This window comes from Novosphingobium sp. (assembly GCF_036803765.1).
Lineage (GTDB): Bacteria > Pseudomonadota > Alphaproteobacteria > Sphingomonadales > Sphingomonadaceae > Novosphingobium.
Map to the genome: position 1 here is coordinate 102,253 of NZ_DAIRTS010000006.1, position 18,040 is coordinate 120,292.

The following is an 18,040-nucleotide window of genomic DNA, read 5'->3' on the forward strand; positions in this document are numbered from 1 at the left end:
TCCTCGCTGCCCCATGGGGACTTCCAAACCGCAAGGCAGCTTTCGTTCCACGTTCCGTTTGGGGGTCCCTTGAGTTGCACATTCATCCTGATGCACGGGCTGTAGTTCGCGCCACCGCGCCTGACCAACCCGCTATTATCAACCGCCCGCATGCAGCCGCGCGCGCAGCCCGCTTCTTTGTAGAGAAGTTTCCGGGCAAGTCGCTCTATGCTGTCAAAGCGAACCCTTCTCCTGACCTCCTCCGCGTCCTCTGGGACTCGGGCATCACGCATTACGACGTCGCCTCGATCACCGAGGTGAAGCTCGTGCGCGCGACGCTGCCCGACGCGACGCTGTGCTTCATGCACCCGGTGAAGGCGCCCCGCGCCATCGCCGAGGCGTACCACGTCCATGGCGTGCGGACCTTCAGCCTCGACTCGCTCGACGAGCTGGAGAAGATCCGTGAAGCGACCGATGGCGCGACCGACCTCACGCTCTGCGTGCGGCTGCGGGTCTCGTCGGAGCATTCGGAGCTGAGCCTCGCCGCCAAGTTCGGCTGCGACCTCGTCGATGCGCGCGAGCTGCTCCAGCAGACCCGCCAGCTCGCCGACAGCCTCGGTGTGTGCTTCCACGTCGGCAGCCAGGCGATGAGCCCGCATGCCTATGTGCTCGCGCTGGAAAAGGCCCGAGCGGCGATCGTCGACGCGGCGGTCACGGTCGACATCATCGATGTCGGTGGTGGCTTCCCCTCGGTCTATCCCGGCATGGAGCCGCCGCCGCTCGAAGACTACTTCGCGCTGATCGACCGCACCTACGAATCGCTGCCGGTGTCCTATTCGGCCGAACTGTGGTGCGAGCCGGGCCGTGCGCTGTGCGCCGAGTACAACTCGATCATCGTGCGTGTCGAAAAGCGCCGCGAGAACGAGCTGTTCATTAACGATGGCGCCTATGGCGCGCTGTTCGACGCTGCACACGTCGGTTGGCGTTTCCCCGTCCGCCTGCTGCGCGACGGTGACAACGACAGCGCGGGCGAGCCAGTGGACTTCAGCTTCTACGGCCCGACCTGCGACGACATGGACTACATGGCCGGTCCGTTCCCCCTGCCCGCCGACGTCCGCGCCGGCGACTACATCGAGATCGGCATGCTCGGCGCCTATGGCGCGGCGATGAAGACCGCGTTCAACGGCTTCGAGGCGGTGGAGGTCTTCACTGTGGCCGACGAACCGATGGCCAGCCAGTACAACGGCTCGCGCCGTACGCTGCGCGTCGGTGACAACGTGGTGTCGCTGCGCTAATCCTATAAGAACCGGCAGGGCACGTACCTGCCGGTTCATTCTTGGGTCATCCGGCAATCGATATGATCGCATAAATCCCGAGCCGATCGGGTCGCGAGGAAAAGCCCCGCCGGTTGCCGGTGGGGCTTTTCTTTTGTCGGTCGCCTGCTGTTCGTTACCCCGGCACTCGTCAGGCTCAGCTCACAGCATGATTTGAAGCGCATCCGGCCGGGGTGACGGGCGGATTTCGCTATCGTCGCTGTGGCGGCGGTCTATCCACACGCATGCGTGGCGCATGAAAAACCCCGCCGGTGGTCCGGCGGGGCTCTTCGTCATGATTGGTTGGTCCGCGTCGGGCCGCTGCTTTGGACAAGCGGCCCGATCGTCGGATCAGAACTTCACGCCGGCCGAGACGCGGAAGTAGCGGCCCATGATGGCATCGTAGTAACGGTTCGCGCTCAGCGAGTACGGGAACGGCGCCCCGCGGTTGAACACGTTGTTGACGATGAAGCGGAAGTTGAAGCGCGGCGTGACGTCGAAGTTCAACGAGGTGTTGAACTGAACGAACGCGTTGACCTTCGGGTACTGGTAGACGGTATCGGCCGAGTTCACCGACACGCGCGACGGACCATAATACATGGCCTGCCACATCCAGCCGAAGCCCTTGCGCTGGTAGTTGGCCGTGGCGGTGAAGTTGTCGGTCGGCTCGCCCACGCCACCGGCCGTCTTGGTCAGGTCGCCCATGCCGATCTGGTAGTAGTGGCGGAAGGTGTGCAGGTAATTGACGTCCAGCTGCAGCACGCCGGCGGTCGAGCTCATGCCGAGGCGCTCGAGCGGCAGGTTGTACTTGGCCGAGGTCTGGATGGCGCGGAAGGTTTCCTGGCCGATGTTGTAGTTGCCTTCGGCGAAGCCGGTAACCTGGCTATCGGGGCCGCGCGTGAAGGTGCCGCAATAGCCGCTGGCGCCCGGATTGACCGCGTCATAGCACGCGTTCATCAGGTCGGTCAGGCTGAGCGTCGCGATCTCGTTCTTGATCTTGATGTTGACGTAGTCGGATGTGATCGTGAGGCCCGGGATGAAGTTGGGCTGGAACACGCCGCCGACAGTCCAGCTGTTGGCCACTTCGTTCTGCAGGTTGGGGTTGCCGCCCGACGTGCCCTGAACGGTGGCGTCGGCCACGTTCGAGGTGAAGTTGGCGGGAACGCCTGCCGCTGCGCAATTGGCCGCACGGCGGGCAGGGTTGGGGCCCTGGCCGATGTAGCGGGCGTCGCACGGATCGTCGCCGGTGTCGAAGATCGAACCGATCGGGGCATAGAGCTCGGCGATCGCGGGCGAACGGAACGAGCGGGTGTAGTTGCCCCGGAAGGTCAGCGCCTGAACCGGCGCGTAGGTTGCGCCACCGGTGTAGGTCCAGAACCCCTTGCTGGTGTTGCTGTTCTTCACGTAGCGCGCGGCGCCGTTGACATCGAGGCGATAGATCGCGGGCACGTTGTTGTCGGGGCCGACGACGGGAATGTCGAGCTCGGCAAAGCCTTCGTTGGTGTAGTAGCTACCCACGACCGGCGTGATCGGAATCGAGTTGCCGTACTGCGAGAACGTGCCGTCACCGTTGTCCTGGCCACGATAGAACGCGCCCGGATCGAAGTTGGCGCTCTCGTAGCGGTGTTCGTAACCCAGCACGAACTTGGCGAAACCGCCCGGCATGCGCACCAGATCGCCCTTGATATCGGCGATGATGTCGAACTGCTTGTTCAGCTGGCGCGTGGTCGCAAGACCGGTGATGTAGTCGGTTGCCGCCTTGCTGGCGCGACCGGTACCGAACACGTTCAGCGGCGCACAGGTGCTGCTGAACGTCTGGAACGCCGAGTTGGTGTAGCCCGGGGCGCAGACGATGTTGCCACTGCCGTCACGCACGGCATTGAGCGCATTGAAGAAGTTCTGCGTGACGATCTGGCGCTCGGTCGTGCGCGAAATCGTGCGGCCGTAGGTGCCGTTGACTTCCCAGGTGAACTTGCGTTCGCCGGCCTGGATGTCGCCGGTCAGGCCACCGACGAAGCGCAGCAGGTCGGTGCTGGTGCGGAATGAGCCGCTGGCGAGGTCGGTGTTGGCGCGCGAGAGGTAGAACGTCGAGGGATCGGCGCCGACGGCGGTCAAATTGCTGATGATCGTCGCGCGGTCGGCATTGCTCAGGAACGGGTTGGCCGTGCTGAACACGAGGTTGCCGTTGGGGTCACCCGCATCACCGAAGCCCGCGTAGTTGTAGAACGGCTGGTCGGAGGTGTTGGTCGCATAGTTGCGGCTGAACCAGACTTCGCCGTTGAAGCGGATGCTGTCGCTGAAGTCGTAGTGCGTCAGGATCGTGCCCTGGTAGCGTTCCGAAGAGACGAGGAAGTTGCTGTAGTCGGCAATGGCGAAACCGTCGCCACCCGCCTGGTAGATCGAGCTGCCGGTGAGCTGGCCGTTCTGGAACGGCACGAGCTGGCCGGTGCGGTTGAAGAACAGCGCCTGGCCGGCGGCATTGGTGATGCCGTCGTATGCCTGCCCGCCGATGATCGGGTAGGAGTCGAACGCCATCGGCATGCCGGTGTTAGTGAACACGTTGTAGCGCTGGCCGCCGCCATAAAGCGCGAACGAGTAGGGCGAGCCGCGGCGCGACGTACCGAAGAACGAGCGCGAGCCGCCGTAGGTCGTCGGGCGCTGGTAGCCGGCGATGCCGGTCTGGTTGTCGTAGAAGAAGTTCGCGGTGATGTTGCCGCGGCCTTCGTTGAAGTTGTATCCGGCCAGCGCCGAGAAGTTGTAGTCCTGGCCGTCACCGTGCTGCGAGATGCCCGACGAACCGTTGAGTTCGACGCCCTGATAATTCTTCTTCAGGATGACGTTGACGGTACCGGCGATCGCGTCCGAGCCATAGATCGGCGCACCGCCGACCGACACGACTTCGACGCGGTCGACGAGGCTCGGCGCGATCTGGCCGAGGTCGACCGGGCTGCCGGCAACCGCGCCGAAGATCGACGACGTGGCCGGGCTGATGAAGCGCATGCCGTTGACGAGCGTCAGCGTGCGCTGCGAGCCGAGGTTGTAGAGGTTGGCGAAGGTCTGGCCGGCGCCGAAGCTGCCCTGCGAGCCGGCGACGCTGTTGCCCGGCACGCCGAAGCCCGGCAGCTGCAGCAGCGCCTGGCCAAGGTTGGTAAAGCCGCGCTGCTCGAGCAGTTCGCTGTTCAGCGTGGCCACCGGCTGGTCGGTGATCGGCGCCTTGGTGATGCGCGAACCGGTGACGAGGATTTCCGGCGTACCGGATTCAGCGGCCGGCTGTTCGGCCTGGGGTGCGGGCGCGGGAGCCGCGTCCTGGGCGTGGGCAGCAGTCGCGAACATGAGCGGCGCGAGCATCGAAGCCGATGCTGCAAGCGCGTTCAAACGACGGCGCGAAAGGGAGAAGTTGGCCATGAAGCCCCCATTTTGTTGCAAGTGGTACCGGGTGTGCCCAGCCCGTTCCGATTTGCAACCAAAATGAACGGCGTTTCCCAAAGGTTTGCGACGCATGTTGCATGAAGGTTACATGAATGCCGCGTACACCATTTTTGATGTCGCAATTTTTGAACTGGCATCGCCTTTGCGCTGCAACGCACGAATTTTCACTCTGTTCCGGTCATATTCGGAAATGCGACGAAGGGGTAAATTGCGCGTCGACCGGCCCTGCACGGCATCTGCGCGACAGTGTTGAGTCGGATGGCCAAACGCAAATCGCCGCCCGGACAGGGCGGCGATCACGGTTGTCGGTGAATGTATGATCAGGCGGCCTGGCGTTGCACCGTCTCGAGTTCCAGGCGCTCCCAGATTTCGACGAGCGCGCGGGTAAGGTCGACCATCATCGCCTCTGTATGCGACGGCCCCGGGGTAAAGCGCAGGCGTTCGGTACCGCGCGGCACGGTCGGAAAATTGATCGGTTGCACGTAGACGCCGTATTCGGCCAGCAGGATGTCCGACACCTTCTTGGCGCGCACCGGATCGCCGACCATCAGCGGCACGATGTGCGTGGTGCTGTCCATGACCGGCAGGCCGGCCTCGCGGAACAGTTGCTTGAGCGTTGCAGCGGCAGCCTGCTGGGCCTCGCGCTCGACGCTCGAGGCCTTGAGGTGCCGCACCGAGGCCAGGACGCCTGCCACCAGCACGGGCGACAGCGAGGTCGTGAAGATGAAGCCCGGCGCATAGGAGCGGATCACGTCGATGATCCGGTTGTCGGCGGCGATATAGCCACCCATGACGCCGAATGCCTTGCCCAGCGTGCCCTCGATGATGTCGATGCGATGCGCGGCCTCGTCTCGGTCGGTAATGCCGCCGCCGCGCGGGCCGTACATGCCCACCGCGTGGACCTCGTCGATGTAGGTCAGCGCGTTGTACTTGTCCGCCAGGTCGCAGATCGCGTGGATCGGGGCGACGTCGCCGTCCATCGAGTAGACGCTCTCGAAAGCGATCAGCTTGGGCAGGGCAGGGTCGGTCGCGGCCAGCAGCTCCTCGAGATGCTCGAGGTCGTTGTGGCGGAAGATGCGCTTCTCGGCACCCGAATTCTGGATGCCAGCGATCATGCTGGCGTGGTTGAGCTGGTCGGAGAAGATCACGCAGCCCGGCAGCACCTTGGCCAGCGTCGACAGCGTGGCGTCGTTCGAGACATAGCCCGAGGTGAACAGCAGCGCGCCGTCCTTGCCGTGGAGGTCGGCCAGCTCGCGTTCGAGGTCGACGTGGTAATGCGTGTTGCCGCCGATGTTGCGCGTGCCGCCCGAGCCTGCGCCGACGTCGTGCAGCGCCTCTTCCATGGCGCCGATGACCTTGGGGTGCTGGCCCATCGCAAGGTAGTCGTTCGAGCACCATACAGTGATCGGCTTGGGGCCATTGTGGCCGGCAAAGCAGCGCGCGTTGGGGTAGGCGCCCTTGTTGCGCAGGATGTCGATGAAAACGCGGTAGCGACCTTCGGAATGCAGACGATCGATGGCAGCATCAAAAATCTGGTCGTAGTTCACTGCTGCCGCTCCTTCATAACGCAGCTGACCGGCTGGGCCCGATCCGCTTCACCCTGAAGCATCCCCGGACCTGCGCGTCTTTGTTCTATCGCAACAATCCCGACGCATCGCTGAACGAGGACATCGGCAGAACCGCAAATCTTTATCCCGCCTGTCGACGTCCCCTCTCCCAAGGATCGGCCGGCGGACGGCGTACCTCTACTCCCGCGCCCAAACCATTGCCAAGTGACTTTTACGGTTTGAGTGATCGCGTCGAATGCACGTGCCTTCAGACACCACCTGCCTCGTCCAGTCCATACGACATAAGTATCGGTCCCAGAGGGGCAATCGTGTCGTCGAGCCGGGTAAACAGCGCGGTGTCGGCATGGATCCGGGCAAAGGCTTGCCCTTGCGTGAGGTGCGCGATGCGGCGGGCGATCCCCTCCGACCCGTCGATGAAGGCGACACCAGGGCCGAAGGCGGCGGCAAGCTCGGCTTCGATCAACGGAAAATGCGTGCAGGCGAGGACCACGGTGTCGATCGCCTCGCCGCCGGGCTGGCGACGCAGGGCATCGGTGGCCCGGGCGAACACGGCCGGATCGACACGCTCGCCACGCAGCCGTGCTTCGGCGGCTGCCACGAGTTCCGGCGCGCCATGGCGCAGCAGCGTCTTGCCGCGGGCGAATTCCGCTTCCAGCCGGTCGACATAGCCTTGGCGGATCGTCGCCTCGGTACCGAGCAGCCCGATCACTCCGCTGCGCGTCATTGCGGCGGCAGGCTTGATCGCCGGCACCGTGCCGACGATCGGCACCTCCAGGACTTCGCGCACTGAAGCGAGCGCGATCGTCGAGGCGGTGTTGCAGGCGATGCACACGAGGCGGGGGTGCAGCCGTTCGGTGAGGCGGCCGAGCAGTCCGGAAACGCGCGCGGCGATCTGCGCCTCGGTCTTGGTGCCATAGGGCAGGCCGGCGTTGTCCGCGACGTAGATGACCGGCGCTTGCGGGAGCGCCGCGCGCACCCGCGCCAGCACCGAGAGGCCGCCGACGCCGGAGTCGAACAGGAGGAGCGGCGCGGAGGGCGGAATGGATTCGGCTTGCACGGGATCGGTCATCACCCGGCTTCTATCGAGAGTGGCGGCAAAAAGGGAGGGGGCGAGGCGCGGTGCGGCTTGCCGCTGCCGGATCGCCCCGGCTAAGAGCGGGCGCGTGACCCAAACCGCCTCGATCCTGCCCGCCCTGACGCCCACCCTGCTGCTCGCGATCGCGGCCGCCTACCTGCTGGGTTCGATCCCGTTCGGGCTGTTGCTGACCCGCGTGACCGGCGCCGGAGACCTGCGCGCGATAGGGTCGGGCAACATCGGCGCGACCAACGTGCTGCGCACCGGCCGAAAGGGCCTGGCAGCGGCCACCCTCCTGCTCGATCTGCTCAAGGGGGCTGCGGCCGTCTGGCTGGCGCGCGCCTTTCTGCCCGGTTCGGAAGCGCTGGTGGCGCTCGCCGCGGTGGTGGGCCATTGCTTTCCGGTGTGGCTGCGCTTCCGTGGCGGCAAGGGCGTGGCCACCACGATGGGCGTCGCACTCGGCCTCGCCTGGCCGATCGGGCTGGTCTATGCGCTGGTGTGGCTGGGCCTACTGGCGACGGTGCGCATCTCCTCGGTCGGCGGGATGACTGCCGCCATCTCCGCGCCGATTGCGGCCCTGGTGATCGGACGGGCGGACTATGCGCTGGTGCTGGCGATCATCGCGGCGCTGGTGGTCGTGCTGCATCGCGCCAACATCGCGCGGCTGCTGGCCGGGACCGAGCCGCGTATCGGCAGCAAGGGCTGATGGCTGACCCGGCGCCCGCCCCGGCTCCGGTCCCTGCGCTGCCCAACGAGGAAGCGCTCGCGCGGCTGCGGCTGCTGCGTTCGCCCAATGTAGGGCCAGTGTCCTATTACCAGTTGCTCCGCCGCTTTGGCTCGGCCGGGGAGGCGATCGAGGCGCTGCCGGGTCTGGCCGCGCGGGGCGGGGCGCCCTACCGGCCGACCGACCCGGCGCGTATCGCCGCCGAGGCAGCCGCCGTCCGGGCGGCAGGCGCGCGCTATCTCTTTCATGATTCACCAACCTATTCGCGATTGCTCGCGCAAACCGATGCGCCGCCGCCCATCCTGACCATGCGCGGTGATGCCACGTTGATGGAAAGACCGGCCGTCGCGCTGGTGGGGGCGCGCAATGCCTCGGCCGCGGCGATGCGGCTTGCGCGCGAGTTTGCCGCGGCCTTGGCCGAGGCGGGCTATGCAGTTGTCTCGGGCCTGGCGCGCGTTGTCGACGCGGCGGTTCATCGCGGCGCGCTGGTCGGCGGCACGGCAACTTCGCGCGGGACCGGGCGGGGCGGGGGCACGATCGGGGTGATCGCCGGCGGTATCGACGTCTGCTACCCGCCCGAAAATGCCGACTTGCAGAACCAGGTCGCGGCCGAAGGGCTGCTCCTGGCCGAGATGCCACCCGGCACCGAGCCGCAGGCGCGCCACTTTCCCCGGCGCAACCGCATCATCGCCGGGCTTTGTGCGGGCACCGTGGTGGTTGAGGCCGCGCCGCGGTCGGGCTCCCTGATCACTGCGCGCATTGCCGGCGAGTGTGGGCGCGAGATCATGGCGATCCCCGGATCGCCGCTCGATTCGCGCAGCCACGGTTGCAACCAGCTGATCCGCGACGGCGCGATCCTGGTGCAGAGCCCGCAGGACGTCATCGAACTGCTCGAAAGCTATAGCGGGCAACCGCGTTCGGTCTTTCACGAACCCGCCGTGCCCGAGGTGCCGGCCGGCCGCGACGCCCATGAACCCGCGGATGTCGCGGGCCTGCTGGGCACGGCACCGGTGGCGGTGGACGAACTCGTCCGCCTGTCGCAAGCACCGGCCGGCGCGGTGCAACTGGCGCTGATCGAGCTGGAACTGGCCGGCCGGCTGGTCCGCCACGCCGGCGGGCGGGTGTCACTCGCCTGAAAGGCCGGTGGTCAATTTGCAGCGCAGGCCTTGACGGGCCGGGCAAACCGCCGCCACCCTCGTACGCACGTATACGCGCAAGGACATATCGACCGCCGCCATGCAGCTTGTCATCGTAGAATCCCCGGCCAAGGCCAAGACCATCGAAAAGTACCTGGGCCCCGGCTTCAAGGTTCTCGCCTCCTATGGCCACGTCCGCGACCTGCCGGTGAAGGACGGCTCGGTCCGCCCGGACGAGGACTTCGCAATGGACTGGGAGCTTTACGGCGACAAGCAGTCGCGCGTGAAGGCGATCACGGACGCTGCCAAGGAAGCTGATGGCCTGATCCTCGCGACCGACCCTGATCGCGAGGGCGAGGCCATTTCCTGGCACGTGCGCGAGTTGCTGGCCAAACGCCGCGCGCTGCCCAAGGATGTCTCGCGCGTCACGTTCAACGCCATTACCAAGCAGGCGGTGACCTCGGCGATGAAGGCGCCGCGCGAGCTGGACCAGGATCTGATCGACGCGTACCTCGCGCGTCGCGCACTGGATTATCTGTTCGGCTTCACGCTTTCGCCTGTGCTGTGGCGCAAGCTGCCGGGCGCCAAGTCGGCCGGACGCGTGCAGTCAGTGGCGTTGCGCCTCATCGTCGAGCGCGAGCGCGAGATCGAGACGTTCAAGGCGCAGGAATACTGGTCCGTCGCCGCACGCATGGAGCACGACGGCACGCCGTTCGTGGCGCGCCTCGTCAAGTTCGACGGGCAGAAGCTCGACCGGCTGTCGCTGGGCGAGGAAGGCGTGGCGGTGCGCGCCAAGGGCGTGGTCGAGGCCGCGACCTTCCGCGTCGAGGACGTCGATGTGCGTCCGACGCGGCGCAATCCCTCGCCGCCGTTCACCACCTCGACGCTGCAGCAGGAAGCCGCCCGCAAGCTGGGCTTCTCCGCCAGCCACACGATGCGCGTGGCGCAGACGCTCTACGAAGCGGGCGCGATCACCTACATGCGTACCGATGGCGTGCAGATGGACCCGAGCGCCATCGACGCGGCGCGCCGCGCGATCTCGGATCGCTATAACGGTCACTATCTGCCCGAAAAGCCGCGCATCTACGAGACCAAGGCGAAAAACGCGCAGGAAGCGCACGAGGCGATCCGCCCGACCGACTTCACCCGCGATCACCACGGCAGCGGCGACGAGGCGCGGCTCTACAGCCTGATCTGGAAGCGCGCGCTGGCGAGCCAGATGGCCTCGGCCGCGATCGAGCGCACCACTGTCACCTTCCGCGAAGGCACCGGCCAGCACGAGCTGCGCGCCACCGGCCAGGTCGTCAAGTTCCCGGGCTTCCTTGCGGTCTACGAGGAAGGGCGCGACCAGAAGGCGGACGGAGACGACGACGACAGCAACCTGCTGCCGATGCTGAACAAGGGCGACTGCCCCACGAAGCACGGCGTCGATGCAACGCAGCACTTCACGCAGCCGCCGCCGCGCTATTCCGAAGCGAGCCTGGTCAAGCGGCTCGAGGAGCTGGGCATCGGTCGACCCTCGACGTATGCCGCGACGCTGCAGGTTTTGAAGGACCGCAATTACGTCCGCACTGAAAAGAACCGGTTCTTTGCCGAAGAGTCGGGGCGGATGCTGACCGCGTTCCTCGAGCGGTTCTTCGACCGCTATGTGGCCTACGAGTTCACCGCCGGGATGGAGGACGAACTCGACGACGTCTCGGGTGGACGCGCGGCGTGGAAGCAGGTGCTCGCCGCGTTCTGGCGCGACTTCAAACCCAAGTCCGACGAGGTCATGGAGAAGAAGCCGAGCGAGGTCACGGCCGAGCTCGACGTGTTCCTTGGCGACTATCTGTTCCCGCCGCGCGCCGACGGGCACGACCCGCGCGAGTGCCCCAAGTGCGGCGAAGGGCGGCTTGCACTGCGGGGCGGCAAGTATGGCGCCTTCATCGCCTGCTCGAACTATCCCGAGTGCAAGTTCACGCGCAAGTTCGCGCAGCCGGGCGGCGCCGATGGCACGGAAGGCGACGACGCGCCGATGGGCAAGGACCCGGAGACGGGGCTGGAAGTCACCCGCCGCTCAGGCCGGTTCGGGCCCTACATCCAGCTGGGCGAGGGCAAGGAAGCAAAGCGCGCCTCGATCCCCAAGGACATTCCCGAACTCGACCTCGAATGGGCGCTGAAGCTGCTCAATCTCCCGCGTGAGGTTGGCATCCACCCTGAAAGCGGCAAACCGATCACCGCCTCGATCGGCCGCTACGGCCCTTATCTGGCGCACGACGGTAAGTATGCGCGGCTCAAGGCGACGGCCGAAGTGTTCGAGACCGGCATGAACGCCGCGGTTGTCAAGCTGGCCGAGGCGGCGAGCGGCGGTGGGCGCGGTGCGCGCACGGCGGCCGAGCCGCTCAAGACGTTCGGCGCGCATCCGACCAGTGGCGGCGAGATCAAGCTGATGTCGGGGCGGTACGGTCCCTACGTCACGGATGGCACGACCAACGCCACGCTGCCGCGGGACAAGCAGCCCGAGACCCTGACCGCCGAGGAAGCCATCGTCCTGATCGACGAGCGCGCCGCCAAGGGGCCGGCCAAGGGCAAGAAGAAGGCTCCGGCCAAGAAGGCTGCGGCGAAAAAGGCACCGGCCAAGAAGGCCGCTGCCGGCGACGCCGAGCCTGCCAAGAAGCCCGCGGCCAAAAAGGCGGCGGCGCCCAAGGCTGCGGCCAAGAAAGCACCGGCGAAGAAGGCGCCCGCCAAGAAGGCTGCGGCAGAATAAGCGAATGGGCGGGCTGGCGCCGATGCGCCGGCCCGCTCAACGCCGGGCGTAGAGGTCGTAGCGGCGGGTCCCCATTGTCAGCGGCATGATGCGGCGATAGCCCGACGCCAGCGCGGCTTCGACGACCGCGCGGGTGCGCAGATTGGGGGCATAGGGATCGCCCGAGGCGTCGATGACCACGGCGCCGGGTGCGTTGTCCATGATACGCCGAACCTCGCCGACGCTGTCAGTCCCCAGCGCGTGATCCTCGAACCGCGTCGACAGATGCGCGGGGAACGCGAACCGCGTCGGCAGGCAGGAGCCGGTGCTGCGATAGAGCGCGCTGTCGCCCTCATAAACGAACAGACAGTGCCCCGGGCCGATCACGGGGGCGATGGCCGCGGTTGCGCGGGCGAGATCCTCGCTGTCGCCGAACTTGCGGGCCTGCGCGGCCGTAGCGCCAAGGCTGGCAGCGGTGCCGACGATCAGCAGCAGCGCCCGCGCGATGCGGCATCCCTGGCGCAGCCCGTCGAGCGCGGGCGCGGCAAGAATTGCCAGCGGCATCAGCATCGGGGCGGCATAGTGATCGTACCAGCTGCCGGGCAGCAGCAGGCCGACGACGGCAAAGACCAGCCAGACAGTCGACGCCTGATGTACGAGCCGGGCCGCACCGACAGGCGCCGGGAGCACGCGCCGACCCCGCCAAAGGGCGATGTAGAACGGGATCAGCGCTGCCATCACCTTGGCCAGCCGCAGCAGACCTTCGCCCAAGTCCTGGCTTCGTCCGAAGATCGACAGGAAGTTGGCGGCGATGAACGCATCGCTCGCGCCGAGCGCAGCGTAGACCGCCAGCGCTAGGGCCATTGGCAGAAGTGCCGTAGCGGCCCATGCCGCGCCGATGCCTGCGAGCTGGCGCGGCGACCAGCCGAGGCGCCATCCCGACCACAGCAACAGCATCCCGAAGCCGATGCCTTCGACCACCACGCTCGTCTTGATCTGAATGGCGAGGCCGGCAAGGATCATCGCGAAGAAGCCGCGGCGCAGCAGGGCGATCGAGGGATCGCGCACCGTCTGGCTGCCCGCTTCGGTAACGGCCAGCAGCGCCTGCTCGGCTGCCAGGATCATCGGCAGGTTGAAGAACACCGGCGCCTGACCCATCCCGCAATTGAATACGGGCAGGTACAGCACATAGGCAAAACCCGCGAGACGCGCGCCGGTGGGGCCGGCGGTGCGCCCGGCGATGCGGGTGATCGTCGTCGCCGTGGCAGCGACCGCGGCGATCGCCATCATCTGGTAGGCCAGCACGCCGTCGCCGGGGAAGGCCCGCGCCAGGCCGTAGATCAGGAACAGGCCGATCGGCTTGCGGTCCCAGATGTCCACATAGGGCAAGGCTCCGTGCCACATGCGATCGCCGACGAGCAGATAGAACTGCTCGTCGGTATGAAACAGCGGATCGCCCAGCCACGGCGCGCGCATCGCGAGGGTAATGAGCAGAAAAAGCCCGAAACTGCGCAATTCCGGAAGGTCGAGCAGCGCGGGCCGCGGTGTCGCCGTCGCGACCGGCCGGAACGGGCCGTGGAGCGCAACGTCTCCGCCCGCCTGGATGGCGGCGGCACCGAACCAGCGGGCGATGGAGAGGCGTGTGCGGCTACTAATGTTGGATACCGTCATCTAGTCCGCCGGCGGCGCTCCATCGGAACAATACGCCGCTTAGACGCACGTCCCCGCTATTTGATCCATTCGAGGCCGATTTCCTCGTAGATTTCGCGGCTTTCGGCCCAGTTCTCTTCGACCTTAACGTGGAGGAAGAGATGAACCTTCGCGCCGAGCAGATTTGCCAGCTCCTTGCGCGAGGCCTCGCCGATCGCCTTGAGCTTGGCGCCGCCCTTGCCGAGCACGATCCCGCGCTGGCTGTCGCGGGCGATGACGATCTGCTGGTGGATCTCGATCGAGCCGTCCCGGCGGTGCTGGTAGCTCTCGGGACGCACGACGCTGTCGTAGGGCAACTCGTCGTGCAACTGGCGATAGATCTGCTCGCGCGTGATCTCGGCCGCCAGCAGGCGCTCCGACGCGTCGGAGACCTGATCCTCGGGATAGTGCCACGGGCTCTCGGGCATGAGCGCGGCGAGGCGGGTCTTGAGTTCAGCCACGCCGTCGCCGGTCAGGGCGGAGATGAAGAACACCTCGTCGAAGGCGCCTTCGCCGCTGAGCGCCTCGGCTGCGACGAGAAGCGGCTCCTTGGGCGTGGCATCGACCTTGTTGAGCACGAGAATCTTGCGCTCGGGCCGCTGCGCCAGCGAGGCGAGGATCGGCTCGAGATAGTCGCGGTTCTTCTTGCGCGCATCGACGACCAGCAGGATCGCGTCCGCCTCCTGCGCGCCTTCCCAGGCGGCGTTGACCATGGCGCGGTCGAGGCGGCGGCGCGGCTCGAACAGGCCGGGCGTATCGGCCAGGATGATCTGGGCCTGCCCCTCGAGCGCGATGCCCATGAGGCGGGCGCGCGTGGTCTGCGCCTTGGCCGAGACGATCGCGACCTTCTGGCCGACGAGGGCGTTTACCAGCGTGGACTTGCCCGCATTGGGGGCGCCGATCACCGCAACGAGGCCGCAAGTGGTGCCGGGCTGCGAGGTGACTTGCTGCGGGGTGGGGGCGGCAATCGGGGTATCGCTGGGGATATTAGGCGTGTCAGTCATGGGATGAGGATGAACCTGTCGGCACCCTTCGGCAAGCCGGGGCGCGGGAAGAATTGTACGGGCGAAGGATGGCTGGTGTGGTGCGGACCGCGTGGGTCAGGCAAACTGGCGGATGAATTCCCGTGCCGCAGCGGTCTCGGCTTCCTGCTTGCTCTGGCCGCGCGCTTGCGTCTCGCCGACGCCATGGACCGAAACGCTGACGGTGAAGATCGAGGAATGATCCGGGCCATGGCGGCTGACCAGGGTATAGACCGGCGGCTTGCGGCGGTTGCCCGCGGCCCATTCCTGCAGCGCGGCCTTGGGATGCTTGCGCTGACCGGCGCCGGTGCGCATCGGCTTGTCCCACGCCCGGCGCACGAAATCGCGCGCGATGGCGAATCCGCGTTCAATGAACAGGGCGCCGATCAGCGCCTCCATCACATCGCCAAGGATGTTGTCGCTGTCGGCGCCGCCATCGTCGCGTGCTTGCTTGCCGAGGCGGATATGCGCCGGAACGCCAAGCGCCCGCGCGACATCGGCGCAGGTCTCGCGGCTGACCAGCGCGTTGAGGCGCTGCGACAGCTTGCCCTCGGCCGCGTCGCTGGTCTCGTGCAGCCACTCGGCCACGGCGAGGCCGAGCACGCGATCGCCGAGGAACTCGAGGCGCTGGTAGTCGCGCGCCTCGCCAAGCGAGCCGTGAGTCAGGGCTTCGTGCCAGAGCGCCGGGGTGCGGGGCTCGCCCCCGGTCAGCTCGGTCAGGAAGGCAGCGGTCTCGGGCGTCAGGTGCGTGCTCAGAACATGCCCCCGATGCGCTGCCAGCGGAGTGCCGTGAACCAGGTCCAGGGCAGCAGCCAGTTGGCCGATCCGTCGGTCGACCACATCACGATCGTGGCGCGGCCGACGAGGTTGTCCTGCGGCACCAGGCCGATGCCGCCGCCTTCGATCGCGGGGAAGCGGCTATCCATCGAGTTGTCGCGGTTGTCGCCCATCAGGAACAGCTTGCCCTCGGGCACCACGACCGGCGGCGTGTCGTCCTGCGGACGGTAGCCGAGGTCGAGCACGTTGTAGGTCTTGCCGCCCGGCAGCGTTTCCTGGAATTGCGGATAGTGGCAGGTCTGCGTGCCGTCCGCCTCGGTCGCCGAGAACTCGGGCGAGATGCACTGCGTGTTGTCCGAAACCTTGATGACGAAGTCGGCGATCTTCTGCTTGGGCACGACCTTGCCATTAAGGTGCAGCACGCCGCCGATCATCTGCACGGTATCGCCCGGTACGCCGATCACGCGCTTGATGTAATCGACATCGTTGCCCGGCGGGGCCTTGAAGATCACCACGTCGCCGCGATTGGGCTGGCCGGCGAAGATGCGCTTGGGCAGCAAGGGCAGGCTGAACGGCAGCGAATATTTCGAGAAGCCGTAGGGCCACTTGGCGGCGAGCAGGTAATCCCCGTTTTCGAGCCGCGGCAGCATCGATTCCGACGGAATGTTGAACGGCGAGAAGAAGAAGCTGCGGAAGATCGCGACGATCAGCACCAGCTTCACCAGGAAGACGGGGAAACTGTCCTCCTTGCGCGGCTTCTTGGCCGGCGGGGGCGCTGCGGCCGCACCGGTTCCGGGCACCGCGGTATCGGCCGCCGGCGGGGCGGTATCTGGCGTATCGTTCATCGGCTGGGTCATGTGAAGCGCTGGTGCATCCGTCAAGAAGGAATAGAGCCGTCATAGTCCCCGGCTAATACGTTTGCACCACCCGTTCGTCGGATCACGCGCGCGCTTGGAAGAACGCATCCGACCGGGCATGAGGGGCGGCACCGCAACTGCGAAAGGACGAGGATCACAATGGCAGAACACGACCAGGGCGCGCTGTGGCAAGCGCTCGAAGCCGCGGAAAAGCCCACGCTCGCGGCGCTCTTCGCAGACACCGCGCGGCTCGATGCCTATGCCACGACCCTCGATTTGCCGGGTGGTCCGATTCGCTTCGACTGGTCGAAGACGCACCTGTCTGCACCGATCACGGCGATCCTGGCGCAGCTGGCCGACGCCACCGATTTCACCGGCAAGCGCGAGGCGCTGTTCGACGGCGCGCGCATCAACAACACCGAGGACCGCGCGGCCGAGCATACCGCACAGCGCGGCGTCGGCTCCGAGGCGAGCGTCGAGGAAGCCGAAGCGCTGCATGCGCGCATGAACCTGCTGGTCGAGGCGATCCACGAGGGCGTGTTGGGCGACGTGCGCAGCCTGATCCATATCGGCATCGGCGGTTCCGCGCTCGGTCCGGCGCTGGCGATCGATGCCCTCGCGCGCGAGGGCGCCAAGGTTGCGGTCCACGTCGTGTCGAACATCGACGGCTGCGCGCTCGAGGCGGCGATGCAGCAGTGCGATCCGGCGACCACGCTGATAGCCGTTGCGTCCAAGACGTTCACCACCACCGAGACGATGACCAATGCCCATTCCGCGCTCGACTGGCTGCGCGAGGGCGGAGTCGCCGATCCCTATGGCCGCGTCATCGCGCTGACGGCCGCGCCCGACAAGGCGGTGGAATGGGGCGTCGACGAAACCCGCATCCTGCCGTTCTCCGAAACCGTGGGCGGACGCTATTCACTGTGGTCGTCGATCGGTTTCCCCGTCGCGCTGGCGCTCGGCACCGAGGCATTTCAGCAGTTCCTCGATGGCGCCAAGGCGATCGACCTGCATTTCCGCGACACCGCACTGGCGGACAATGTCGTGGTTCGCGCGGCCTTCGCGGACCTGCTCTATACCCAGGCCATGGGATGCCAGACGCGCGCGGTCTTTGCCTATGACGAGCGCCTCGCGCTGCTGCCCGACTACCTCCAGCAGCTCGAGATGGAATCGAACGGCAAGCGCGTTCGCGCCGACGGCACGCCGCTCGACCGGCCGAGCGCGCCGGTAACCTGGGGCGGGGTGGGCACCGATGCGCAGCACGCGGTGTTCCAGCTGCTGCACCAGGGCACCCACCTGATCCCGGTCGATTTCCTGGCGGTCAAGGTGCCGGGGCATGATCTCGACCCGGTCCATCACAAGATCCTGCTGTCGAACTGCTTTGCCCAGGGCGCGGCGCTTATGGCCGGCCAGGCGAGCGACGATGGCGCGCGCGCTTATCCGGGCAATCGCCCCTCGGCGACGATCCTGTGCGACGAGTTGAACGCCGCGACGCTCGGCGCGCTGATCGCGTTCCACGAGCATCGCGTGTTCGTCTCGGCCATGCTGCTGGGGATCAATCCGTTCGACCAGTTCGGCGTCGAGCTCGGCAAGGCGATTGCCAAGAAGATCGACGCAGGCGGCGGCGAAGGCTTCGATCCCAGCACCGAGGCGCTGCTTGCCGAGGCGGGCATCGGCGTAAATTGACGCAAAGGTGATCGAAGCGGTCGCTCACGGCGATCGCTATTTCCCATACCGTTTCAGCAC

General features: G+C 66.6%; 13 protein-coding genes. 5 read left to right on the forward strand and 8 right to left on the reverse strand.

The annotated features are described in order from the left end of the window. The first annotated feature begins 74 nt into the window (after positions 1-74). Positions 75-1,274 (forward strand): type III PLP-dependent enzyme, encoded by a 1,200-nt coding sequence (locus V7Q48_RS05755; RefSeq protein ID WP_333836823.1) that lies wholly within the window; start codon positions 75-77, stop codon positions 1,272-1,274. Between the two features lie 369 nt (positions 1,275-1,643). Here the strand turns inward: V7Q48_RS05755 and V7Q48_RS05760 are convergent, their stop codons facing one another. From V7Q48_RS05760 to murI, 4 genes are all read right to left on the reverse strand, one after another. Then, complete coding sequence (locus V7Q48_RS05760; protein WP_333836824.1) at positions 1,644-4,640, reverse strand: TonB-dependent receptor domain-containing protein; 2,997 nt, start codon at positions 4,638-4,640, stop codon at positions 1,644-1,646. Between the two features lie 165 nt (positions 4,641-4,805). After that, the gene (locus tag V7Q48_RS05765) at positions 4,806-5,021 is read right to left on the reverse strand and encodes a hypothetical protein (protein WP_333836825.1); all 216 of its coding nucleotides are present in this window, start codon (positions 5,019-5,021) and stop codon (positions 4,806-4,808) included. A gap of 20 nt (positions 5,022-5,041) precedes the next feature. Continuing rightward, positions 5,042-6,268, reverse strand: coding sequence for a 5-aminolevulinate synthase (gene hemA / locus V7Q48_RS05770; protein ID WP_333836826.1), 1,227 nt, complete (start codon positions 6,266-6,268; stop codon positions 5,042-5,044). Between the two features lie 268 nt (positions 6,269-6,536). Continuing rightward, the gene (gene murI, locus V7Q48_RS05775; protein WP_333836827.1) at positions 6,537-7,358 is read right to left on the reverse strand and encodes a glutamate racemase; all 822 of its coding nucleotides are present in this window, start codon (positions 7,356-7,358) and stop codon (positions 6,537-6,539) included. Between the two features lie 124 nt (positions 7,359-7,482). Here murI and plsY point away from each other — a divergent pair, with 124 nt between their 5' ends. From plsY to topA, 3 genes are all read left to right on the forward strand, one after another. Beyond that, positions 7,483-8,070, forward strand: a complete 588-nt coding sequence (plsY, locus tag V7Q48_RS05780; protein WP_442947097.1) for a glycerol-3-phosphate 1-O-acyltransferase PlsY — start codon at positions 7,483-7,485, stop codon at positions 8,068-8,070. Continuing rightward, the gene (dprA, locus tag V7Q48_RS05785; RefSeq protein WP_333836828.1) at positions 8,070-9,224 is read left to right on the forward strand and encodes a DNA-processing protein DprA; all 1,155 of its coding nucleotides are present in this window, start codon (positions 8,070-8,072) and stop codon (positions 9,222-9,224) included. The genes plsY and dprA overlap by 1 nt, the downstream gene beginning before the upstream one ends. Positions 9,225-9,324: 100 nt before the next feature. Then, positions 9,325-11,970, forward strand: coding sequence for a type I DNA topoisomerase (gene topA / locus V7Q48_RS05790; RefSeq protein WP_333836829.1), 2,646 nt, complete (start codon positions 9,325-9,327; stop codon positions 11,968-11,970). Positions 11,971-12,006: 36 nt separating this feature from the next. Here the strand turns inward: topA and V7Q48_RS05795 are convergent, their stop codons facing one another. From V7Q48_RS05795 to lepB, 4 genes are all read right to left on the reverse strand, one after another. Beyond that, entirely contained in the window at positions 12,007-13,620 is a 1,614-nt protein-coding gene (locus tag V7Q48_RS05795) for a hypothetical protein (protein WP_333836830.1), read from the reverse strand. 56 nt (positions 13,621-13,676) lie between these two features. Beyond that, positions 13,677-14,642, reverse strand: coding sequence for a GTPase Era (gene era / locus V7Q48_RS05800; protein ID WP_333836832.1), 966 nt, complete (start codon positions 14,640-14,642; stop codon positions 13,677-13,679). 96 nt (positions 14,643-14,738) lie between these two features. Further along, positions 14,739-15,440, reverse strand: a complete 702-nt coding sequence (gene rnc / locus V7Q48_RS05805; RefSeq protein ID WP_333836912.1) for a ribonuclease III — start codon at positions 15,438-15,440, stop codon at positions 14,739-14,741. Further along, positions 15,413-16,282: a signal peptidase I gene (gene lepB / locus V7Q48_RS05810; RefSeq protein WP_333836833.1), complete on the reverse strand. Its 870-nt coding sequence runs from the start codon at positions 16,280-16,282 to the stop codon at positions 15,413-15,415. Before lepB ends, rnc begins: the two co-directional genes overlap by 28 nt. A gap of 171 nt (positions 16,283-16,453) precedes the next feature. On the opposite strand from lepB, the gene pgi reads away from it, so the two are divergent. Next, positions 16,454-17,980, forward strand: a complete 1,527-nt coding sequence (gene pgi / locus V7Q48_RS05815; RefSeq protein ID WP_333836834.1) for a glucose-6-phosphate isomerase — start codon at positions 16,454-16,456, stop codon at positions 17,978-17,980. Positions 17,981-18,040 lie beyond the last annotated feature (60 nt).